At 71.8% G+C, this 22739-nt stretch carries 20 protein-coding genes; 11 read left to right on the top strand and 9 right to left on the bottom strand.

The genetic code is table 11. The features are described 5' to 3' along the window. Positions 1 to 105: 105 nt before the first annotated feature. From DFR69_RS16945 to DFR69_RS16935, 3 genes are all read right to left on the bottom strand, one after another. Positions 106 to 2367 (bottom strand): LuxR C-terminal-related transcriptional regulator, encoded by a 2262-nt coding sequence (locus DFR69_RS16945; protein ID WP_110038524.1) that lies wholly within the window; start codon positions 2365 to 2367, stop codon positions 106 to 108. An 82-nt stretch (positions 2368 to 2449) separates the two neighbouring features. Then, positions 2450 to 3640, bottom strand: a complete 1191-nt coding sequence (locus DFR69_RS16940) for a PucR family transcriptional regulator (protein WP_167456297.1) — start codon at positions 3638 to 3640, stop codon at positions 2450 to 2452. Positions 3641 to 3759: 119 nt separating this feature from the next. Next, entirely contained in the window at positions 3760 to 5586 is a 1827-nt protein-coding gene (locus DFR69_RS16935; RefSeq protein ID WP_110038655.1) for a flavin-containing monooxygenase, read from the bottom strand. Positions 5587 to 5681: 95 nt separating this feature from the next. On the opposite strand from DFR69_RS16935, the gene DFR69_RS16930 reads away from it, so the two are divergent. Next, entirely contained in the window at positions 5682 to 6956 is a 1275-nt protein-coding gene (locus tag DFR69_RS16930) for a sigma-54-dependent transcriptional regulator family protein (protein ID WP_110038522.1), read from the top strand. Positions 6957 to 7118: 162 nt separating this feature from the next. Here the strand turns inward: DFR69_RS16930 and DFR69_RS16925 are convergent, their stop codons facing one another. Beyond that, entirely contained in the window at positions 7119 to 7880 is a 762-nt protein-coding gene (locus DFR69_RS16925) for a 3-hydroxyacyl-CoA dehydrogenase (RefSeq protein ID WP_110038654.1), read from the bottom strand. A 70-nt stretch (positions 7881 to 7950) separates the two neighbouring features. On the opposite strand from DFR69_RS16925, the gene DFR69_RS16920 reads away from it, so the two are divergent. The 4 genes from DFR69_RS16920 to casI all read left to right on the top strand — a co-directional run bounded on the left by DFR69_RS16920 (position 7951) and on the right by casI (position 13093). After that, positions 7951 to 8562, top strand: a complete 612-nt coding sequence (locus tag DFR69_RS16920; RefSeq protein WP_244198305.1) for a TetR/AcrR family transcriptional regulator — start codon at positions 7951 to 7953, stop codon at positions 8560 to 8562. A gap of 51 nt (positions 8563 to 8613) precedes the next feature. Beyond that, positions 8614 to 9783 carry an AI-2E family transporter gene (locus DFR69_RS16915; protein WP_110038520.1) on the top strand — a complete coding sequence of 390 codons (1170 nt, stop codon included), beginning with the start codon at positions 8614 to 8616 and terminating at the stop codon, positions 9781 to 9783. A gap of 85 nt (positions 9784 to 9868) precedes the next feature. Then, positions 9869 to 11344: an FAD-dependent oxidoreductase gene (locus DFR69_RS16910; protein ID WP_110038519.1), complete on the top strand. Its 1476-nt coding sequence runs from the start codon at positions 9869 to 9871 to the stop codon at positions 11342 to 11344. A gap of 81 nt (positions 11345 to 11425) precedes the next feature. Further along, on the top strand, positions 11426 to 13093 hold the full coding sequence (casI, locus tag DFR69_RS16905) for a steroid-22-oyl-CoA synthetase (protein ID WP_110038518.1): 1668 nt from the start codon (positions 11426 to 11428) through the stop codon (positions 13091 to 13093). Here casI and DFR69_RS34500 read toward each other — a convergent pair whose 3' ends face one another. From DFR69_RS34500 to DFR69_RS16885, 5 genes are all read right to left on the bottom strand, one after another. Continuing rightward, positions 13094 to 13258: a hypothetical protein gene (locus DFR69_RS34500; RefSeq protein ID WP_167456283.1), complete on the bottom strand. Its 165-nt coding sequence runs from the start codon at positions 13256 to 13258 to the stop codon at positions 13094 to 13096. Between the two features lie 22 nt (positions 13259 to 13280). After that, positions 13281 to 13706 (bottom strand): hypothetical protein, encoded by a 426-nt coding sequence (locus tag DFR69_RS16900; RefSeq protein WP_110038517.1) that lies wholly within the window; start codon positions 13704 to 13706, stop codon positions 13281 to 13283. A 30-nt stretch (positions 13707 to 13736) separates the two neighbouring features. Further along, entirely contained in the window at positions 13737 to 14222 is a 486-nt protein-coding gene (locus tag DFR69_RS16895) for an SRPBCC family protein (protein WP_110038516.1), read from the bottom strand. Beyond that, positions 14203 to 14892, bottom strand: coding sequence for a TetR/AcrR family transcriptional regulator (locus DFR69_RS16890; RefSeq protein ID WP_110038515.1), 690 nt, complete (start codon positions 14890 to 14892; stop codon positions 14203 to 14205). The genes DFR69_RS16895 and DFR69_RS16890 overlap by 20 nt, the downstream gene beginning before the upstream one ends. Before the next feature lie 167 nt (positions 14893 to 15059). After that, a complete protein-coding gene (locus DFR69_RS16885; RefSeq protein ID WP_244198304.1) occupies positions 15060 to 15671 on the bottom strand; it encodes a TetR/AcrR family transcriptional regulator in 612 nt (203 codons plus the stop codon). Between the two features lie 68 nt (positions 15672 to 15739). Here DFR69_RS16885 and DFR69_RS16880 point away from each other — a divergent pair, with 68 nt between their 5' ends. From DFR69_RS16880 to fadD11, 6 genes are read left to right on the top strand one after another with little or no spacing between them, the layout of a single operon-like run. Beyond that, a complete protein-coding gene (locus tag DFR69_RS16880; RefSeq protein ID WP_110038514.1) occupies positions 15740 to 16621 on the top strand; it encodes a metal-dependent hydrolase in 882 nt (293 codons plus the stop codon). Then, a complete protein-coding gene (locus DFR69_RS16875) occupies positions 16618 to 17640 on the top strand; it encodes a PDR/VanB family oxidoreductase (RefSeq protein ID WP_110038513.1) in 1023 nt (340 codons plus the stop codon). The genes DFR69_RS16880 and DFR69_RS16875 overlap by 4 nt, the downstream gene beginning before the upstream one ends. A 21-nt stretch (positions 17641 to 17661) precedes the next feature. Beyond that, complete coding sequence (locus DFR69_RS16870; protein ID WP_110038512.1) at positions 17662 to 19143, top strand: flavin-containing monooxygenase; 1482 nt, start codon at positions 17662 to 17664, stop codon at positions 19141 to 19143. Further along, the gene (locus tag DFR69_RS16865; RefSeq protein ID WP_110038511.1) at positions 19140 to 20015 is read left to right on the top strand and encodes a short-chain dehydrogenase/reductase; all 876 of its coding nucleotides are present in this window, start codon (positions 19140 to 19142) and stop codon (positions 20013 to 20015) included. The genes DFR69_RS16870 and DFR69_RS16865 overlap by 4 nt, the downstream gene beginning before the upstream one ends. Then, on the top strand, positions 20012 to 20950 hold the full coding sequence (locus DFR69_RS16860) for an alpha/beta hydrolase (RefSeq protein WP_167456296.1): 939 nt from the start codon (positions 20012 to 20014) through the stop codon (positions 20948 to 20950). Before DFR69_RS16865 ends, DFR69_RS16860 begins: the two co-directional genes overlap by 4 nt. Continuing rightward, positions 20947 to 22734, top strand: a complete 1788-nt coding sequence (fadD11, locus tag DFR69_RS16855) for a fatty acid--CoA ligase FadD11 (RefSeq protein WP_110038509.1) — start codon at positions 20947 to 20949, stop codon at positions 22732 to 22734. Before DFR69_RS16860 ends, fadD11 begins: the two co-directional genes overlap by 4 nt. The last annotated feature ends 5 nt before the right edge of the window (positions 22735 to 22739 follow it).

The raw sequence follows: 22739 nt of genomic DNA, 5'->3' as shown, positions 1-22739 counted from the left end.
TATGATTCGGCGCCCGCCCCGCCGCGGAACGAAAGATCTACGGATTCTGGGCAACCGAACGACACGGGGGCGGTCGGTGATGTGAACATGGCCAGCGTTCGGCCGTCAGCCGCCGTCGGCGCGCGAGCGGGTCACCACCCAGGCGGCGATCTGCGCGCGGTTGGCCGAACCCAGCTTGGTCAGGATGTTGCCGACGTGGGTGTCGACGGTGCGTGGCGCGATGACCAGCTTCGCGGCGATCTCCTTGTTCGTCAGACCGTCGGCCACCAGCGTGGCCACCTCGTATTCGCGCGGTGTCAGCGGCGCGGTGCCGGGCGGGGTCGTCGGCGCGAGCGCCAGTGCCACCGCCTCGACCAGTGGCATCGCCCGGCCCCGCGCGAACGCCGCGGCGTACTCCCGCGGCCCCAGCGCCGCGATCGTGGCGTCCCGGAACAGCGTGTGGGGCCGGACGAGGACGATCTCGGGATCGGCGCCGAGCCGCGCCCACGCCTCGGCGGCGACGCCGAACAGGAACGCGGCCCGGTCGTGGCGGCCGCGCGCGGCGGCGGCCCAGGCCAGTGCCTCGATCTGATAGGCGTCACCCAGCCTGCTGCCGGAGCGGCGGGCGAACTCGAGCGCACTGCGCGCGGCCCGCTCGGCCGCGTCGGCCCGGCCCAGCATCACCTCGATCAGGCTGATGGCGAACAGCATCATGCCGCGGTAGTAGTAGTCGCCGTGTTCGGCACAGACGCGCACCGCGTCGTGCAGTTCCGAGACCCGGTTGACCGGGTCGGCCGCCGCGGTGGCCAGGGCGTGGATGGTCCTGGCGGGCATGGCTTCCCGGAGCCTGCCCTGCGCCCGGAATCGCGCCAGCGCCGCCGCGGCCAGCTCCGCCGCCCTGGCGTTGTCGAGGTCGATCTTCGCGGCGGTCGCGCGGACCACCAACAGCCGGGCGGCGACGACGGGATCGTCCGCGCCCGTGGCGATCTCGGCCCGGTCGAGTTCCCGGTCGGCGCTCTCGCGATCGGTCAGCCACAGCGAGTGCAGGGCCAGGACCGCCCACGCGCGGGCCGCGTGCGGCGCGTCGGGGGCGGCGGTGAGGGCGCGGCGCAGCCAGGTGCGCGCCTCGTGGTCGGCCCCGGTCAAGCTCCAGTACTCCTCGACCGCGCACGCCATCTCCAGCGCCGTCTCCGCCTCCCCCGGCGTGGTCAGCGACCATTCCAGGGCCAGGCGCAGATCGTGGTGGGCCGCGCGCAGCCGGTGGACCAGTTCGTCCTGCTGGTGGCTCAGAAAGGCGCGATCGGCCAGGTCGAGCAGGGCACGGAACCAGTCCCGGTGCCTGCGGGCGGTCTCCTCACGCAGGCACGCTCCGGCCAGCTCCGCGGCGCCGAATTCGCGCACGGCCTGCGGCAGCCGGAAGCGCACGACGTCATCGCCGCGGGTCTCCAGGATCGACTTGTCGACCAGGGAATCGATCACCTCGAGGACCGGCGCGTCCGGATCCGCTGCCGCGCAGACATGTTCGGCCGCCTCCAGTTCGAACCAGTCCTGGAACACCGACAGCCGCGCCCAGACGCCGCGTTCGGCCGCGGTGCACAGCCGGTAACTCCACTCGACCGTGGTGCGCACGGTCCGGTGCCGCTCGGGGACACCGTGCGACCAGGCGGTCGGCAGGGCCAATACGCCGGACCAGCGGGCCACGACCTGGCGCGGGGACAGCGCGCGCAGCCGGGCCGCCGCCAGTTCGATGGCCAGCGGGATGCCGTCGAGCAGCCGGCAGAGTTCGGCGACATCGGGCGCGTTGGCGGCGGTCACCCGGAAATCCGGGCGCACCGCGCGTGCCCGGTCGACCAGCAACGCGACCGCGGGATATCCGGCCAGCAGCGCCGGATCGGTGATTCCCGGCTCGGGCACGGCCAGCGCGGGCATCCGGTAGACGCGCTCCCCCGCCACACTCAACGCCTGCCTGCTGGTGGCGAGCACCGTCACTCCGGGACAGCGCGCGACGAGCCGGGCGACGAGGTCGGCGCACGCGGTGAGCAGGTGTTCGCAGTTGTCCAGGACGAGCAGCGGCGTCCGGTGGGCGAGATGCTCCAGCACCCGTTCCCCGGCCGCCTCCCGTGCGGTCACCCGGAGCCCGAAGGCGTCGGCGACCGCGCCGGCCACCTCCGCGTCGTGGCGTGTCCCCGCCAGTTCCACGAAGACCACTTCGTCGTAGTCCGCGCGGGCCCGCGCGGCCAGCCGTCTGGCGAGGCGGGTCTTGCCGAGTCCACCCGTCCCCACCACCGAGACCAGGCAGCCGCTGCCGAGCAGCCGCCGGACGGCGTCGTACTCGGCGTCGCGGCCCAGGTAGCTGGTCGGCGCGGGGTCGAGGGTGTTGCGCACCATCCATCGCTTCGGTTCCGACCGGCCGAGGCGAGCGCTGCGCCGCGCCGGTGCACGGTATGCGGTCTCCGCGATGGTACTCAGCTCAGCGGGGCGCGCGGCGGGCTTTCTCCGGGGCGGTCACCGCGGTGACGACGAGCCCGGCGCGCAGGTACCACAGATCGGGGCAGCGCTTGGCGTCGAGACCGGTCAGGGTCGCGATGCGCCGGAGTCGGTAGTCGACAGTGTTGGTGTGCACGTGCAGCAGGCGCGCGGTGTGCAGGCGGTTCGCCTCGGTGGCGAGGTGGATCCGCAGCGTCTGCAGCAGTTCGGGATGGTCGTCGAGGGGCGCGAGCAGGTGCCGCAGGTGCTCGCGGGCGGGACCGGGCCGGGTGAGCTGGTATTCGAGTGCGAAGTCACGGAACTGGTGGACGGCACCGCGGCGGCCCGCCCGGCGCGCGATCGCGAGCAGTTCGTGCGCGCGCTCGGCGGCGGCGGGGAGTTCCTCGCGCGCGGCGTCGACGACCGCCACGGTGACCGCCCGCTGCGCCGCGCGCGTCAGCGCGTCGGCGACGACGCCCGGCTCGGGCGCCGAGCCGGTGTCCGGCAGCAGGACCGTCCCCGAGCGGGCCGACAGTGCCGCGAGCGCCGCGCCGTCGCAGTGCCGCTCGACTTCCCGGCGCAGCAGGCCGATGGCGTGCCGCAGGCGCACCCGCTCGTCGATGTCCGCCGCGGTCGCGGGCGGTTCCTCGAGGTGCACCGCGAGCACCCGGTACCGGGCGGCGAGTTCGACGCCGCAATCGCGGGCGAGGAGCCCGCACGGATCCCCCGCGAGCAGATGCTGGGCGAGCTTGCCGCGCGCCTGCTCGGTGGGCTCGGTCAGCTCCAGGGCGTAGTGGACGTACGCGCCCGCGACCGCCCCCGACAACCGGCCGAGCACCTCCACCACCGCGCCGGCGGCCAGTGGTCGCGGAACTTCGGTCGCGCCCACTGCGGCACGCACGCACCGGTGCACCGCGTCGAGGACGGCGTCGACGCCGAGACCCTCGCGGGCCCACTCGAGTGTGCGCTGCTCCAGCTCGCGCAGCGCGTCCTCGGCGTCGAGGCCACCGCGCCGGGCCGCGATCACCGCGAGGCACAGCCGGGCGACCGTGCGGCGGAACTGCCGCTGCCGCGCTGTCGGCCGGTCGCCTGGTTCGGTGTAGCCCGCCACCCGCAGCAGCTGATCGACATCGGCCTCCGCGATCGTGTCGTGCCGCTGGAGAACGGCGATCCCGGAAGGTGTTCGTGGGGACATGGGGGCAGTGTGCCGTGCGCGACCAGGGCCCGGCATCGGTAGAACTGCGTATCTCCCGGCCGTCGACCCGCACCCTCCGGCGGGATCGGCCGCGGCCGATCCCGCCGGACGCGCGACGCTCAGCTCAGGTGGTGGACCTCCTGCTTCCCGTAGACCGGGGTCGGGACGCCTTCGTATCTGGCCTTGAGCTGCAGCGCCAGATACAGCGAGTAGTGGCGGGACTGGTGCAGGTTGCCGCCGTGGAACCACAGGCCGGGCTGCTGGGTCGGCTTCCACATGTTGCGCAGTTCGCCCTCCCACGGCCCGGGGTCCTTGGTGGTGCCGGAGCCGAATCCCCAGCACTTGCCCACCGCGTCGGCCACATCCTGGCCGATGAGGTCGGCGGCCCAGCCGTTCATCGAGCCGTAGCCGGTGGCGTAGACGACGAGGTCGGCGGGCAACTCGGTGCCGTCGGCGAGGACCACACTGTCCTCGGTGAGTTCGCGAACCTGCCCGTGCGCCAAGGCGATATCGCCGTTGGCGACGAGTTCGGCCGCGCCCACATCGATGTAGTAGCCCGAACCCCGGCGCAGGTACTTCATGAACAGCCCCGAGCCGTCGTCGCCCCAGTCGAGGTCGAAACCGGCGCGTTCCAGGCGCGCGTAGAAGTCGGCGTCGCGCTCCCGGATCGCGTCGTAGACCGGGATCTGGAACTCGTGCATGATCCGGTACGGCAGCGAGGCGAAGGTGAGATCGGCCTTCTGCGTGGTCATTCCGGCGGCCAGCGCCCGCTCCGAGTACAGATCACCGAGCCCGATCTCCATCAGCGAGTCCGATTTGACGATGTGCGTCGAGGATCGCTGCACCATGGTGACCTGCGCGCCCGCCTCCCACAGCGCCGCGCAGATGTCGTGCGCGGAGTTGTTGGCCCCGATCACCACGGCGCGCTTGCCCGCGTACCGATCCGGCCCCGGGTGCTGACTCGAATGGTGCTGATCGCCCCGGAACCGTTCCATCCCAGGGAAATCCGGGACGTTCGGCTTGCCCGACATCCCCGTCGCGAGCACCAGGTGCCGGGGCCGCAGCACCACTGGCTCGCCGTCGCGTTCCACTTCGACGGTCCACGTCCCGCTCGCCTCGTCGTAGCGCGCCGAGGTGCAGGTGGTCTTGGACCAGTACGGCACCTCCATCACCTTCGTGTACATCTCGAGCCAGTCGCCGATCTTGTCCTTGGGCGCGAAGACCGGCCAGTTGTCGGGGAACGGCAGATACGGCAGGTGGTCGTACCAGACCGGGTCGTGCAGGCACAGCGACTTGTACCGCTTGCGCCACTGGTCGCCGGGTCGGTCGTGCTTGTCGACGACGAGCGCGGGCACCCCGAGCTGACGCATCCGCGCGCCGAGGGCGATCCCGCCCTGCCCGCCGCCGACGACGAGCACGTACGGCTGGCGGGTGTAGCCCAGCTCGCTCTCCTCGCGCTCGCGCTGCTCGGACCAGGTCACCCGCTCACGGTCGGCGCCGTGACGCACGCCCCTGGGTCGCCGTGGCCCTTTGCCCTCCTCGTGGCCTTTGAGCTCCTGCAGGGTGGTCAGCAGTGTCCACGCGCCCTCGTCGGTGAGCCGCAGATGCCCGACACCGCGGCCCACCCCGGTCTCGAACCCGATCCAGGCGCTGATCACGCCGTCGTCCTCGGTCGGCGGTTCGGTGGTGTGGAAGCCGGACGGGTCGGTCTCGTCGAGTTGCGCGGTGAGCATGTCGGCGACGCCTGCCCTGCCCTCGACGGTCTTGATGTTCCAGGTGAACGCGATCAGGTCGCGCCAGAAGCTGTCGGTGGCGAACATGCCTGCCGCGGTGTCGATATCGCGCGCGGCCAGCGCCGCCTCGAACGCCGCCAACCAGGCGTCCACGCGCTGCTGCGGTCCGGCCGCGTCCGATCCGCGCACGACGGGATCGAGTGTCTGGGTCATCGAATCCTCCTCCACAATCTGTGACCTAGAGCACACGCCATGACCGGCAGGTGGCACAATCGTTGCAGCGCGTTGCAACGGAGGAAGGGTGGATCGTGAGCGATTTCAGCGCGGTCGAGCCCGGCACCGACCTCTCCGGCTACGCGCGCGACCTGATCCGCATGCACGACGCGGTGATCGCGGGCGGCCGCTCGCCGCTGCGCCCGCGCCCGCTCGTCGCCCGCTCGTGGACGCGGGTGCTGGCGGCGGGGCTGGTCCCCGACCGGCCACGCGCCCGCTCGGTGCTCGCGGTCGCCGATGTCGAACGCCGGCGGCGCGAATCGCTGCTCACCGCGGTGATCGAGGACCTGACCCAGGCGGTCGCCTGCCTGGCCGACACCTCCTCGCAGCTGATGCTGGTGGTGGCCGACGCCGAGGGCGTGGTGCTGTGGCGGTACGGCTCGGCCAAGGTCCGCCATCGCGCGGATTCGCTGGGCTTTCGCGAGGGCGCCCGCTGGACCGAGGACGCTGTGGGCACGAACGCGATCGGTACCGCGCTCACCGAGGCCGCGCCGGTGCAGTTGTTCTCCGGCGAGCACTTCGAGCAGTTCCAGCATCCCTGGTACTGCACGGCGGCGCCGATCCACGACCCGCGCACCGGGGAACTGCTCGGCATCGTCGACATCAGCGGCCCCGCCCTGACCCTGCATCCCGCGATCACCGCGCTGGTGGCGACCGGCGTCCGGCTCGCGGAGTCGCAGCTGTGGCGTCATCACGAGAACCGGCTCGACCGGCTCCGATCGGCCGCCGGCCCCGCGCTCGCGGCCGTCACCGGGCCGGCGCTGGTCGTCGACGAACACGGGTGGGTCGCGCACGCGGTGGGCGTGGCCGCCACCCGCCGGGTCGCGGTGCCGCGGGCCGACCGCGCGGTCACCGTGCCGGGACTCGGCACCTGCGTGGCCGAACAGCTCGCCGACGGCTGGATCCTGCGCCCGGACACGCGTTCTCGCGGTACCCGCTGGGAACTGGACCTGTCGGGCCCGCCGACGCTCAGCGTGCTCGGTGGCGAATCCGGCTGGCGCAGTGCGCTGTCCGCTCGTCATGCGGAGATCCTGCTGCTGTTGCACCTGCACGACCGCCGCGGCATGACGGTGCGTCAGCTCAGCGAAGCCCTCTACGGCGACCCCGACCACGCGGTCGCGGTCCGCGCCGAGATCTCCCGCCTGCGCCGCGTCGTCGGCTCCGCACTGGAGAGCCGCCCGTACCGGCTCGCCGAATCCCTCGACCTGACCATCGATCTCGGCGCCGCCGACCGACTCGCCGACACCGATTTCCTCCGCCACACCGCGGGCCCCGGCCTCAGGGCGATGTGCGCGGCCCGGCAGCGCTAGGAACCTCCCGACACCGCGGCGCCGAGCACACGCCGCCGAACGCGACCTCGCCGGTGCCGCCGGCGCGGGATCGGCGAGGTCGCCCAGGCGCGGAGGGATCGGATCGAGGGCACGCGCAGTGGTCGACCTCCGGCCGGGTCCCGAGCCGGAGGTCGGGAGGAATCAGCGCGGGGCCATCCGGATGGCGCCGTCGAGGCGGATCGTCTCGCCGTTGAGCATCGGGTTCTCCACGATGTGGCGGGCCAGGGCGGCGAATTCGGTGGGCTGACCCAGGCGCGAGGGGTGCGGCACCTGGGCGCCGAGGGACTGCAGCGCCTCCTCGGGCAGCGTCTCGAACAGCGGGGTGCGGAACAGGCCCGGCGCGATGGTGACGACGCGGATCTTGAACCCGGCCAGATCGCGCGCGACGGGCAGAGTCAGGCCGACGATGCCGCCCTTGGACGCGGAGTAGGCGGCCTGACCGATCTGGCCGTCGTAGGCGGCGACGGAGGCGGTGTTGATGATGACGCCGCGCTCCTCGCCGACCGGCTCGACCACCGACATGCGCTCGGCGGCCAGGCGGATCACGTTGAACGTGCCGATCAGGTTGACGTTGACGACCTTGGTGAAATCGGCGAGCGGGAACGCGCCCTTCTTGCCGACCGTCTTGATCGCGTTGCCGATGCCCGCGCAGTTCACGGCGATCCGCAGGGGGGCCAGCGACTCGGCGACATCGAGCGCCGCCGACACCGCCGACTCGTCGGTCACGTCCGCCGCCGCGAAGGCCGCGCCCTCGCCCAGCTCCTTCGCGATGGCCTCACCGTCGGACGAGGGCAGATCGACGATGACGACCTTCGCGCCCTGCCCGTGCAGCTCCCGCACGGTGGCCAAGCCGAGACCCGACGCCCCGCCGGTGACGATCGCGGACGAGTTGACGAAATCCATACTTTTTCTCCTGTTTCGGTGGGGTCCGCCCAATATTGACACACTTCGCCAAAACTGGTTGGCTTTCGCGGTGACCGAGCCCGCGCCCCGACGCCCCGGCCGACCCTCCGTGCTCGACACCAGGGCCGTGTCCGCCGGAGCGTTGCGCCTGTGGACCGACCGCGGCTTCGCCACCACCAACTGGAACGACCTCGCCGAGGCCACCGGGATCAGCACCCGAACGCTGTTGCGGCACTTCTCCTCCCGTGCCGAGATCGCCTGGCTCGGCGTCGGGCCCGCGACGGAGCGGCTGCGCGACGTGCTCACCGGCGCCGCCGACGACGCGCCGCCCGCGGTGGTGGTCCGCACAGCCATCGTGGAATCGGTGTCGCGCGATCCCCGCATCCACGAGCTCGCGCCGGACTGGCTGCGGCTGATCTCCTCGGAGCCCGAACTCGCCGCCACCGCGCCCCGCGTCTACCAGCCCTGGATCGACACGCTCGCGGGCTATCTGGCCCGCCGTCTGCCCGACTCCCCCGCCGCGATCTGCCACGCTCTCGCGACCGCCTACCAGTCCGCCACCTTCGCCGCGCTGATCGAGTGGGCCGAGTCCGGCGCGGGCGGGGACTGCGCCGAATCCGTCGACCGGCTGCTGCGCTGGATGGACGCCCACCTGCCCGCGCCCCCGCCGCGACGCGCCTGAGCCGCGAACCGCCGCCGCCACGAATCGCGCACGACGTGTCAGACTGGCGACGTGAGCGGGCAGGGGAAAGAACCGAGTGGAACGCGATCGACCGGCACGCCGCGCCGCGACCGCGGGGACGTGATCGGCGGCGGACTGCTGTGGCTGGCCAAGTGGTCGCTGTGCATCGTCGCGATCGCGCTGGGCGCGTGGGTGCTCGGCACCGTCACCGCGCGGCTGTGGGTGGTGATCCTGCCGGTCGCCCTCGCGATCGTGGTGACCACGATCCTCTGGCCACCGGCGAGGTGGCTCACCGCGCATCGTTTCCCACCCGCGCTGGCGGCCACGGTGACCCTGCTCGGCTTCGTCGGGGTGCTGGCCGGCATCGTCGCGCTGATCGTGCCCTCGGTGGCCGATCAGGCCCCCGAACTCGCCGACAAGTCCACCGAGGGCATCAACCAGGTGCGCGACTGGGTCCAGGGGCCGCCCTTGCGGATCCGCGACGAGCAACTCGATTCCGCGGTCGACGCCATCGTCGGCCGGCTCCAGTCCAGCGGCGCGCAGATCGCCAGCGGCGTGTTCACCGGCGTCTCCACCGCGACCTCGGTCCTGATCACCGTGTTCCTGGTGCTGGTGCTGGTGTTCTTCTTCCTCAAGGACGGCCGCCGTTTCCTGCCCTGGATGCACGTGGTGTTCGGCAGCCGCAGCGGCCGCCACGTCGAGGCCGTACTCGAGCGGGTCTGGGCGACGCTGGGCGGCTTCATCCGCACGCAGGCGATCGTCAGCATGGTCGACGCCGTGCTCATCGGCGCCGGGTTGTTCATTCTCGACGTTCCACTGGCGATGGTGCTGTCGGTGATCACCTTCATCGGCGGCTTCGTCCCGATGGTCGGCGCTTTCGTCGCCGGCGCGCTGGCGGTCCTCGTCGCGCTGGTCGGCAACGGTTTCACCACCGCGCTGATCGTGCTCGGCATCGTCATCGCCGTGCAGCAGCTGGAAGGCAATGTGCTGCAACCGGTCCTGCAGAGCCGCAGCATGGAACTGCACGCGGTGATCGTGCTGCTCGCGGTGACCGCGGGTGGCTCGCTGTACGGCATCACCGGTGCGTTCCTCGCCGTCCCCGTCGTGGCGATGATCGCCGTGGTCATCCGCTACATCGGCGAGCAGATCGACGCGGCCACCGGGCCGCCGCCCGCGGTGGAGGAGCCCGAGGAACCCGCGGTGGCCGCGCCGAAGGACTGACGGCCTCCCGCTGGGTGGACACTCCCCCGTCGGCCGCGCGCGCGAGGTCCTAGCGTGCGCCGCAGCACAGCGGATGGGAGTGGGCATGAGCACAGACAATTCGGTGACACCCGTCGATGCGGGCGCGCTCGACGGATTCGACCACGAGACCGACGTTCTCGTCGTCGGCTACGGCTGCGCGGGCGCGTCCGCCGCGCTCGAGGCGGCCGCGGCGGGCGCCGAGGTCATCGTTCTGGAGAAGTTCAGTGGCGGCGGCGGGTCCTCGGCGCTGTCCGGCGGTGAGATGTATCTGGGCGGCGGCACCGACATCCAGCGCGCGTGCGGCTTCGAGGACACCGCCGAGGACATGGCGGCGTTCCTGCTCGCCGCCCTCGGCCCCGACGCCGACCGGGCGAAGGTCGAGCTCTACAGTCGCGAGAGCACCCGCCACTACCAGTGGCTCGTCGATCACGGCGTGCCGTTCAAGCCGTCGCTGTGGGACTCGCCCACCTGGGTGCCGCCGACCGACGACGGGCTGATGTGGATGGGCGAGAACGCCTGGCCCTTCGCCGAACTGGCGAAGCCGGCGCCGCGCGGGCACCGGGTCACCTCCGACGGCTTCGGTGGCAAGGTGCTCATGCAGAAGCTGAGCGAGGCCGTCGCGGCCACCTCCGTCACGGTGCACACCGATTCCAACGCGACCCGGCTGATCACCGAGGCGGGCCGCGTCGTCGGAGTCGTCGCCAAGCAGTACGGCAGGCTGCACACCTACCGGGCGCGCCGCGGCGTCGTCCTGACCACGGGCGGGTTCGCCGACAACGCCGAGATGGTGGCCCAGCACGCGCCGCAGCTGGTCGGGCTCGGGGTCAACAGCGACGGTGGCGACGACGGCCGCGGCGTGGTGATGGCGCAGGCCGCGGGCGCGGCGGTGCGGCACATGTCCGCCGCGCAGGTCGGCATCTCGCTGATCCCCGGCATGATGGTGCGCGGCATGATCGTCGACGACAAGGGCCGTCGCTTCATCAACGAGGACGTCTACCCCGGACTCGTCGGTCAGGCCGCGCTGTTCAAGCACGGCCTGAAGGTGTGGGTGATCCTGGACGAGCAGGCCTACGAGGAAGTGCCGGAGAACGAACGCTGGGGCGTGCAGCCGCATTTCGTGGCCGAGACGCTCGACGACCTCGAACAGCAGATCGGCATGCCGCCGGGCGCCCTGCAGACCACGATCACCGAGTACAACCGGCACGCCGCGGAGGGCAGCGACCCGTACTTCCACAAGGCGCCCCGCTGGCTGCGACCGCTGCGCTCACCGTTCGCGGCGATCGACGTCCAGCGTGGCATCGCCCCGCCGGAATACGGTGCCGCGGGCCGTGGCGGCGCCGAGGTGTTCACCATCGGCGGTCTGCACACCACGGTCGACGGGCACGTGCTCGACCTCGACGGCGCCCCGATCCCCGGCCTGTTCGCCGCGGGCCGGGCGACCTCGGGTCTGCACTCGTGGGGCTACATCAGCGGCACCTCCCTCGGCGACGGCACCTTCTTCGGGCGCAGAGCGGGCGCGACAGCGGCCGCGCCGGCCTGAGCCGGACTGCGGGAGAAGGGGTCTCGCCCGCGACGCCGGTCGCGGGCGTGGCAAGGTCGGTACAGGAGGTACACAGCGGAGATGACGGAACGGATCCACGACGCGCCCCGAGCGGATATCGCGACCATGCTGCTCGACCGGGTCGGTGACCAGCGGATCGGCCTGCGCACGCGGGAGGCGCGATGGACCTGGGACGAGGTGGTCGCCGAGTCGGCGGCGCGGGCCGAGCTGGCCCGCGCGCTGCGCCGCGACGGCGCCTTCCACCTGGGCGTGCTGCTGGACAACGTTCCCGACTTCGTGTTCTGGCTCGGCGCGGCGGCGCTGGCGGGCGCCGCCGTGGCCGGGCTCAATCCGACCAGGGGCGACGCCCAGCTCGCCGCCGACATCCGGTACGTCGATTGTCAGCTGATCGTCACCGACGCCGCCGGGATGGCGCGCCTGCGGACCCTCGATCTCGGACTCACCGAGGACCGCTTCCTGCTGATCGACGATCCCGGCTACGCCGCCAGGGTCGCGGCCCACCGCGTGCCGCCCACCGCGCTGGGCGGACCCGCGGATCTGTTGCTGCTGCTGTTCACCTCGGGCACCACCGGCACGTCGAAGGCGGTGCGGTGCAGCCAGCGCCGCCTGGCGGTGGTCGCGCACAAGGCGGTGGCGAAGTTCGGGCACGTCCGCGACGATGTGGACTACTGCTGCATGCCGCTGTTCCACGGCAACGCGATCATGGCCCTGTGGGCGCCCGCGCTCGCGGTCGGCGCCACGGTCTGCCTGACCCCGAAGTTCTCCGCCTCGCGTTTCCTGCCGGATGTGCGGTACTTCGGCGCCACGTTCTTCACCTATGTCGGCAAGGCGCTGGGCTACCTGCTCGCCGTGCCGGAAACCCCGGACGACGCGGACAATCAGCTCCGGCGCGGTTTCGGCACCGAGGCGTCGGTCGCCGATCAGGAGGAGTTCCGCCGCCGCTTCGGCGCCCCGCTGTTCGAGGGCTACGGCTCGAGCGAGGGCCCGAACCTGGCCGTTCCCGATCCGGCCGCGCCCGCCACCGCGCTCGGCCGGCCCGCGCATCCCGGTGTGGCGGTGGTGAATCCGCAGACCCTCGCCGAGTGCGCCCGGGCCGAACTCGACGACCACGGCCGGGTGCGCAACCCCGACGAGGCCATCGGCGAGATGATCGACCGCAACGGCGCCCTCGCCTTCGAGGGCTACTACAAGAACGAGGCCGCCGACGCCGATCGGGTCCGCAACGGCTGGTACTGGACCGGCGATCTGGGCTACCTCGACACCGACGGGTTCCTGTATTTCGCCGGGCGCCAGGGCGATTGGATCCGGGTCGACGGGGAGAACACCTCCGCGCTGATGATCGAGCACGTGCTGCGCAGGCATCCGGCCGTCATCGCCGCGGCGGTCTTCGCCGTCCCCGATCCGCGCTCGGGCGATCAGGTGATGGCTGCGATCGAAGTCGCCGACCCGGCCACCTTCGACCTCCCCGAGTTCACCGAGTTCCTCTGCGCCCAGGCCGATCTCGGCAGCAAGGGCATGCCCCGGCTGCTGCGGGTCTCGCCCGAGCTGCCCGTCACCGGATCGAACAAGGTCCTCAAGCGGGCGCTGCGCGAACAGGCGTGGCGCACCGACGAGCCGGTCCACCGCTGGGTGGGGCGCGGTCGACCCGAATACCAGCGGATGACCGAGGCCGACAAGCAGGCGCTGGCCGCCGAATTCGCGACGCACGGCAGGCAGCGCCTGCTGTAGTCAGCGTCGCAGCTCGGTTTCCGGGTCGTCGTCGGCGGGCGGCTCCGGATCCCGCCACTCCTCGGCGCGACTCGAGCGATTGCCCTTGATCGTGCCCTGGAGCTCGTGGGCGAGCTGATCGTCCTGCTGCGGTCCGTGTTTGGTGTTTCCGCGTTCGATGGCCATCGTGACCTCCTCGTCTCGGTTCTCAGCGGTGCCGCACCAGTGCGGCGACGCCGTCCTCCGACGGCAGCCCACCGGCCACGGTGCTCACCTCCGCGCCCATCAGCAGGGCGGCGACGGGCAGTGCCTCGTCGGCCCGGCAGGTCTGCCGGTGCGCGGTGTTACCACTCCAGCTCGACGGCGTGCCGGTCTCGGCGATCACCTGCGCGCGATCGGCGCCGACCAGCACCGTGCGGTCCCCGAGCCGGTCGGGGTCGAGCAGCAGCCGCTCGACATCGGCCGTGCGCAGCGCCGCCGTCGTCGGGCCGAGGCCCACCACGGCCAGCCCCTCGTCGCGCCCCAGCTCGACGGCCGGCTTGGTCAGCGCCTGGTCCTCGTGCCGGTGGGCTTCGGCGGCGATCACCTCCTCCACCGCGGCGACGAGTTCCGCGCGCAGGTCGATGGCGCGCACCCGAATCGAGCCGTCCTTCCCCAGGGCCGCCTACGGTGCGGCGATCGCGCGCCGGATCCCCCGGGCGATCGAGCCGGTGAGGCCTCGGGTGACCGGGCCGGACAGCCCGAGCAGCGGACGCAGCACGGGACCACCCTCAACCGCGAACGTCCAGGTCAGCGTGGTGCCGGTGGCCGTAGGGGTCAGCTCGAGATCCTCGGCGAAGCGGCGCAGGCCGGGCACCGAGGCCGCGTCGACGGTGAAGGTCATCCGCCGCTCGTCCTCCCAGCGATAGAAGCGTTCGGTCAGTGCCGCGACCCCGCCGAGGGTGACCACGCGCGTGGCACCCACACCGTGCGGCGGCCGGGAGGTCCAGCGCATTCCGGTGACCGCCGTCGACCACGACACGAGCGCGTCGTCGGCAACGAGCGCGGCCCACACCGCGCGCGGGGACGCCGTGAGCTCCACGACGTGGACACAGCGGTGGGGTGCGGTGGCGAGGAAGGCGTCGTCGGATTCACGCAGGGCGAAGGGCATAGGAGGTCGTCCGTTCGATCGAAGGTCGAAGAGCGGGTTTGCGCTCGACGCCCGACAGCCCGCTCCAGCACAGGGCCGCCGCGACATCGACGGCGTCCCGCTTCGGAATCGGCCTGCCCGCGTCGAGCCAGTGGCGCGCGGCCAGCCGGCTGATGCCGACCATGCTCCAGGCGTACATCCGCGCGGACGTGTCGGCGACGCCCGCGCCACGGAGCTCGGCGGCGACCAGCTCGGCACAGGCGCTCAGCGCGCAGCGCACCCGCCATTCGACGCTCGGCTCACTGGGCACCGCGGACTCGAACACCAGGATGTGCCCGCCCGGGTCGTCGTCGACGAAGTCGAAGTACACCGCGACCGCGCCGCGCGTCTTGGACCGCGCGGTGTCGCCTGCGACGACCGCCGCGCGCACGTCGGCGACCATGCGATCCAGATACTGTTGCAGCACAGCCAGATACAGGTCCAGCTTGGTGGCGAAGTGGTCGTAGAGCACGGGCTTGCTGATCCCGGCGTGCGCGCTGATCTCCGCCATCCGCGCACCGTGGAACCCGTTGACGACGAAGACGTCGCGTGCCGCGGCCACGACGGCACGCCGACGATGCGCGCGCCTGCCGTCGCCGCGCACACCCCGGGCCGACGGCCGGATCGCCCCGTGAACGGATGCCTCGGTCATGTTTCCTCGATGGTCGAACTGGTTTTCAGCACCTCGGCGACCTCGCCGCGCGAAGCAGAAGGGGATCCGATAGTCGGAAGCCCAAGCAATAGTGACGATCGCAGCACTATTGGCGACTTGTCAATACTTCCGGGCAGTGCGGTCCGACACGCGAGGGCCCGGACCGGCTACGGCGTGAGAATCGGGACGATGTAGGCCCGGGCGAAGGCGGCCAGCGCCTCGGGCGTGCTCGTGTCGATGCCGCCGACCGGCTGCAGGATCAGCGAGTGCACCACCCGGCAGGCCACCTCGACGCGCGCCGGAAGATCCGGCACGGCCGGAAACCGGCTGTCCTCCAGCACCTTTCCGAGGATCTCGGTGGACGCCGCGACCGAGAGCAGGAAGAACGACCCGCCCTCGACGGTGAGCTGGGGCAGGATGCGGTCGGCCTCGAGCGTGAGCAGCCGCTCCACCAGTGGATGGGTGCGCCAGCGGGTGACCACGGTGGTGAACACGTCGACGACGATGTCGTCGAACCCGTCGTGGCGCGCCGGGATGTCGCGCAAGTCGTCGAGCAGCCCGCGCACCTCGCGCTCGAACGCGGCGCGCACCACGTCGTCGCGGGAGCCGATGCGCCGGTAGACGGTCGCACGGTCCACGTCGGCGGCCCTGGCGATGTCCTCGATCGTGGTCTTCCGCACGCCGACGCGCTCGAACTGGACGAGCGCGGCGTCGAGAATCCGTTCTTCGACGGAGTCGGCGGCGGGTGAATCTCCCGAGGTCGCGGCGGTGGAAAGCACGTGTCGACGGTAGCAGGCCGCCTGAATGCAACATTGCGATACTTTTTGTTGCACTGTACGGTCGTCGCATGGCTGATAACAGTGCAACGGCGCGCTCCTATCAGGAAGAGGCGCACGCGATCCACGCCCGGGATGTGCATTTCGACTTCTCGTCGGTGCCCATGCACTACATCCCCGGGGAGGTGCTGGCCACGCACGTCACCAATGTGATGCACCTGGTCCTGCCCGAGGGCGAACGCGCGATGGCCGCCTGCCTGGCCGAGGCGCTCCCCCACATCGACGACGAGCGGCTGCGGGAGGAGGTCACCGGCTTCATCGGGCAGGAATCCATGCACGCCAGCAGTCACGAGGGCGCGCGCGAGCACCTGCAGTCGATCGGTCTCGACGTCGAGTCGTATGTGGCCGGGGTGGCCTGGCTGGTCGACCGGTTGCTGGGCGATCAGGGGCTGTCCGGTCGCGCCAAGGAGCAATGGCTCAAGGAACGTCTCGGGCTCTTCGCCGGGATGGAGCACTTCACCGCCGTGATCGGCGAGTGGCTGCTCGAGTCGAAGGTGCTCGCCGAGCTCGGGATGGACCCGACGATGCTGGACCTGGTCCGCTGGCACGGCGCCGAGGAGGTCGAGCACCGCAGCGTGGTGTTCGACGCCTACATGCACGTCGACGGCGGGTACCTGCGCCGGGCGCGCACCGGGTTACTGGCCAGCGGAACGCTGTTGCCGCTGTTCATCATTTCGACCGCGTACCTGTACCGCAAGGATCCGAGCCGGGACAAGGGACGGTCCTGGGCGCGGCAGTTCGTGAGCGCGACGGTGCGCGGCGTGATCCCGAGCTTCACCACCTTCGTCACCGAGATGCCGCGCTACCTGCGGCCGGGTTTCCATCCCTCCCAACTGGGTTCGATGGACAACGCCCTGCGGTATCTGGCGCACTCGCCGGCGGCGCGCGCGTGAGCGGGGTCGCGACGCCGGGCCTGCGCGCGCTCGGGGTGGCCGTCGACGTCTACAAGAAGGTGTTCACCCAGCCGGCGCTGTCGCCACCGCATCCCGTGCGGCACCGCGGTTTCGACCTCGATGTCGTGGTGGAGTCGGTGCGCCCGGAGGCCGCGGACGTGGTCGGTGTGACGCTGCGCCGCCCCGGTGGCGCGCCCCTGCCCACGTGGCGACCGGGCTCGCACCTCGATGTGTTCCTGCCCTCTGGGCGGCAGCGCCAGTACTCCCTGTGCGGCGATCCGCGCGACCGGCACCACTATCGCCTCGCGGTCCGCCGGATCGCCGACGGCGACGGCGGTTCCCTGGAGATGCACGCTCTGCGCGCGGGCGACCCGCTCCGAATCCGTGGGCCGCGCAATGCCTTTCCCTTCATCGAGACCGCGCCGTCGTATCTGTTCGTCGCGGCGGGCATCGGGATCACCCCGCTGCTGCCGATGGCGTGGACGGCAGGCGCGCGCGGACGGCTGGTGTATCTGGGCAGGTCGCGCGAGACCATGCCGTTCCTGGCCGAGGTGCCGCCGGGCACCGACATCCGCCCCGACGACGAGACCGGCACGCCCGACCTCCCCGCGCTGCTGGCCACCGCGGCCCCCGGCGCCGCGGTCTACGTGTGCGGTCCACCGCCGGTGCTCGACCTGGCCCAGCGCACCCTGTTCACGCTGAATCCCACGGCCTCCCTGCACACCGAGCTGTTCTCGGCCAGGCCCGTGGTCGACGGCCGCGCGTTCGACATCACGCTCGCTCGCAGCGGTCGCACCGTGCGCGTCGGCAGCACCGAGACCGCGCTGGACGCGATCCGCCGCGTGCGGCCTGAGGTCGTCTTCTCCTGCAGGCAGGGATTCTGCGGAACCTGCAAGACCCGCGTCCTGGCTGGCGAGGTCGAGCACCGCGACCTGCTGCTCACCGGCGACGAGCGCACCGACCACCTGCTGACCTGCGTGTCCCGCTCCACCGGCGGCGCACTCACGCTGGACCTCTGACCGCGAAAGGCCCGGTCCCCCATGACTTCTTCCCGTTCCGACCGCCCGCTGCCCGAACACACCCACATCGCCGTGCTCGGCGCCGGGTTCGGCGGGATCGGTCTCACGATCAAGCTGCGCGAAGCCGGGTTCGACGACATCGTCGTCCTGGACCGGGCCGACGATCTCGGCGGCACCTGGCAGGCCAACACCTACCCCGGCTGCGCCTGCGATGTCCCCTCCCAGCTCTACAGCTATTCCTTCGCCCCGAATCCGTCCTGGTCACGCACCTACGGCAAGCAACCCGAGATCCTCGCGTACCTGCGCACGGTCGCCGAACGCCACGATGTCGTGCGGCATCTGCGTCTGCGCACCGAACTCCTCGACGCCCGCTGGGACGAGGCCGCCGCGCTGTGGCGGATCGAGACCTCGCGCGGCCCACTCACCGCCGACTACTTCATCTCCGCCGCGGGCATCTTCGCGGAGGCGAAGTACCCCGAGCTCCCCGGGCTGGAGTCCTTCCGCGGCAGGACTTTCCATTCCCTGCATTGGGATCACGACCACGATCTGACCGGAGAACGCGTCGCGGTGATCGGCACCGGCGCCTCCGCGGTCCAGTTCATCCCCGAGATCCAGCCGAAGGTCGAGGCGCTGACCGTGTTCCAGCGTTCGGCGCCGTGGATCGTGCCGCGCCTGGACCGCCCGACGCTCGGGCTGGAGCGGCGGCTGCTGCGGCACCTGCCGTTGGCGCAGAAGGCGGTCCGGGGCACCTGGTACTCGCTGATCGAGGGGTTCGGGCTCGTCGGATTCGTCGACAACCGGTTCCGCCACCCCTACGAACTGCTGGGCCGGATCCAGCTGCGCCGCCAGATCCGCGATCCACGCCTGCGCGCCACGCTGACACCGGACTACATGATCGGCTGCAAGCGCGCGATCTTCTCCGATGCCTACCTGCCCGCCCTGGACAAGGACAACGTCGAGGTGGTGACCGAGGGCATCGCCGAGGTCGGGCCGCACGCGATCGTCACCCGCGGCGGCGCCGAGATCCCGGTCGACACCATCATCTTCGGCACCGGGTTCACCACGATTCCCACTGCGTTCGACCGCATCGTCGGCCGCGACGGGCGGTCGATCGCGGACCTGTACGCCCGGCGCCCGCAGACCTATCTCGGCGCCGCCGTCGCCGGCTTCCCCAACTTCTTCTGCACGCTGGGGCCGTTCGGCGCGGCCGGGAACCAGTCGGCGGTCTACATGATCGAATCCCAGGTCGCCTACATCGTCGACGCGCTGAAGACCCTGCGCGCGAGCGGACAGCGCCGGGTGGAGGTGCGCGAGAACGTGCAGGACGCCTTCGTCGACGAGATGCGCCGCCGCAGCGCCGACACCGTCTGGCTCACCGGCGGGTGCGAGAGCTACTACACCACCCCGGACGGCGGCAACGCCGGCCTGTACCCGAGCTGGAGTTTCGAATACCGACGCCGGACACGGCGTTTCGACATCGAGTCGTACGAGGTGTCGGCATGAGGGCACTGTCCGCGCTCGACCCCACCCGGTGGTTCGGCCCGACCTATGACCTGGCGGGCAAGGCCGTCCTCGTCACCGGCGCGGGCCAGGGGATCGGCCGGGAGCTCGCGGCCGTCCTGCACGAGCGCGGGGCGCTGGTCGCCGTCGTCGACATCGACGAGCGGTCGGCCGAGGCCGCGGCGGCGAGCCTGGGCCCCGCGGCGCACGCGGTCGCCGCCGACGTGGCCGATCGCGCCGGGATGCGTGCCGTCGTCGACGAGGTGGCGCGCCGGTTCGGCCACCTCGACGTGGTCGTCGCCAATGCCGGGGTGACCCCGGTGCCCGCCACCGTCCGCACGATGGACCCGGCGGATTTCGACCGGGTGCTGAGTATCAATCTCACCGGCGCCTTCAACACCGTGCATCCCGCGCTCGACCATATCGTGCGGGCCCGGGGACACGTCGTGGTGGTCTCCTCGTGCGCGGCGTTCGCGCCGGGAATGGGCGGGTCGCCGTACATGATGAGCAAGGCCGCGGTCGAACAGTTCGGCCGGGCGCTGCGCGTCGAGCTCGCCGCGAGCGGGGCCAGCGCAGGGGTGGCCTACTTCGGCATCGTCGAGACCGCGATGACCCACGACATGCTCGACACCGACGACCTCGGCCGTGAGCTGGACGGCCTGCTGCCGTGGCCGCTCAACGTGCGCATCAGCGCCGCCCACGCGGCGCGGACCATCGCCGACGGCATCACCCGGCGGGCGCCGCGGACCATCGCACCGAGCGGGTGGGAGCCGTACGCGCTGTTGCGCGGCGCGGTGAACGTGGTCCTCGACCGCAAACTGGCGGCCGACACCGCGGTGCACGAGCTCCTGCGCGCGATAGAGCGCCGCGGGTGAGTGGCGAGCGCGGGTCGCTGCGGGCACGCACCGTGCGACAACTCTCGGCGCTCACCGCGGGCCGGTTGGCGGCGCTGGCGCCGGTCACCGCCGCCACGCTCCCATCCGCGCGGCTGCTCGTCGACCAGGTTTTGCGGGCTGCCGCGCCGCCGCTGCGCGGCACCGTCACCGAGCCCGCAGAGCGCGACGGTATCGTCGGCGAATGGGTGCGCGGGCCACGGGCCGACCGCACCGACGCGGTCGTGCTCTACGTGCACGGCGGCGGATTCGTGGCCGGGTCGGCGCTCGGCTACCGCGGCGTCGCCTCCCGATTGTCCACGGCGACAAGGCTTCCGGTCTGCACTCTGGACTACCGGCTCGCCCCGGAGCACCCCTTCCCCGCCGCGCCGGACGATGTCGCCGCGGCCTTTCACCGGCTGGTCGTACTCGGCCACCCGGCCGACCGGATCGTCGTCGCCGGTGATTCGGCGGGCGGATTCCTCGCCGCCCACCTGGCCCTTCGGCTCGCGGCGGCCGGAGCGCCGGGGCCCGGCGCGCTCGTGCTGTTCTCCCCCATGTCCGATCTGACGCTCGCGCTCGGGGCCGGGCACACGGGCGCGGATCGCGACGGCCTGCTCTCCGAGCGGGTGGCCAGGCAGGCCGTCGGGCACTTCACCGACGCGCCGTTCGCGCTGCGGCCCGAGCGCGGAATGCGCCTGCCGCCCACTCTGGTCCACACCAGCGACACCGAATACTTCCGGGCCGACGCCGAAGACCTCGCGCGCCGCTGGGCCGCGACCGGCGCCCCGTGCGAGTTGCAGCTGTGGCCGGACCAGATGCACGCCTTCCAGACCCTGCCCTCGGTCGTTCCCGAGACCAGGGCGTCCTACCGGGCGGCGGCCCGCTTCGTCGCCGCTCATCTTCCCCTCGCGAACCAGAAAGCCGTCGCCTCATGAGCATTGCCGTCGACACCCTGCCCGCCGCGTTCCAGCGCACCGCCGCGATCGACCCCGACGCCGTCGCGCTGCGCACGCCCGGCGACACCGTGAGCCTCACCTGGCGCGAGTACGCCGACCGGGTGCGCGCTGTCGCCGCCGGGCTGGCCGGGCTCGGGGTGCGCCGCGGCGACACCGTCGCGCTGATGATGAGCAACCGGGTCGAGTTCTATCCGCTCGAGGTCGGCGCCCAGCACCTCGGGGCGACCTCGTTCTCGGTCTACAACACCCTGCCGCCCGAGCAGCTCGCCTACGTGCTCGGCAATGCCGGTGCGCGGGTGGTGATCTGCGAGCCGCGGTACGTCGCGACACTCACCGCCGCCGAAGTCGCCCTCGACCACATCATCTGTGTGGACGACGCGCCCCCCGGCACCCTCTCGGTCGATCAGCTCGTCGCCGCCGCACCCGCCGATTTCGATTTCGAGACCGCGTGGCGGGCGGTGCGCGGCGACGATGTCGCCACCCTCATCTACACCTCGGGGACCACCGGCGCGCCCAAGGGCGTGGAGACCACGCACGCCGCGCTGCTGTTCCAGGTCGCCGGGATCGCCGAGGTGCTCGGCATCGAATTCGGCGACACCATCACCTCGTTCATGCCGACCGCGCACATCGCCGACCGGCTCACCGCGCTGTACGTGCAGGAGGTGCTCGGCACGCAGGTGACCAGCGTGGGCGATGCCAAGCAGATCGCCGCGGCGCTGGTCGACCTGCGCCCCACGGTGTGGGGCGCGGTGCCGCGGGTGTGGGAGAAGCTGAAGGCCGCCATCGAGTTCCGGGTCGCCGGCGAGCCCGACGCCGCGCGCCGCCAGGCCATGGAATGGGCCCTGTCGGTGGCCGCGGCCCGCAGCCGCCACCAGCTGGCGGGCGAACCGGTGCCTGCCGAGCTCGCCGCCGAGTGGGCGCGCGCCGACGAACTGGTGCTGAGCGCGCTGCGCGCCGCGCTCGGCCTGGACCGGGTGCGCTGGGCGCTGTCGGGCGCCGCGCCGATTCCGCCGCAGACGCTCGGCTTCTTCGCCGGTCTGGGGATCCCGATCGCCGAGATCTGGGGCATGTCCGAGCTGGCCTGCATCTGCAGCGTCAGTCATCCGCGCGAGGCCAAGCTCGGCGCGGTGGGCAAGCTGTTGCCCGGGATGCGGGCCCGCCGCGGCGCGGACGGCGAGCTGCACGTGCGTGGGCCGCTGGTGATGAAGGGCTACCGCGGTCTGCCCGAGCAGACCGCCGAGGCGATCGACGCCGAGGGCTGGTTGCGCACGGGCGACATCGTCGAGATCGACGACGACGGCTATCTCACCGTGGTCGATCGCAAGAAGGAGATGATCATCAACGCGTCGGGCAAGAACATGTCGCCCACCAATATCGAGAACGCCGTCAAAGCGGCGACGCCACTGATAGGCGCGATGGCGGTGATCGGCGACGGCAGGCCCTACAACACCGCGCTGATCGTCCTCGACGCCGAATCCGTGGAACCGTATGCCCGCACGCACGGACTGCCCGACGCCTCCCCCGCCGCCCTCGCCGTCGACCCGACGGTGCTCGCGGCCATCGAAGCGGGTGTGGCCCAGGGCAATACCACGCTGTCGCGGGTGGAGCAGATCAAGCGATTCCGGGTCCTGCCGACGTTCTGGGAAGCGGGCGGCGACGAGGTGACCCTGACCCTCAAACTCAAGCGCAAGGTCATCGCCGAGAAGTACGCCGCCGAGATCGAGGAGCTCTACGCGAACGACGCCCAGCCCAGTCCCGTCTGAGGTGT

It is taken from the genome of Nocardia neocaledoniensis (assembly GCF_003182135.1).
GTDB classification, from domain to species: domain Bacteria; phylum Actinomycetota; class Actinomycetes; order Mycobacteriales; family Mycobacteriaceae; genus Nocardia; species Nocardia neocaledoniensis.
The sequence above is the reverse complement of the archived record's forward strand: the minus strand, read 5'-3'. Positions and strand labels throughout refer to the sequence as shown.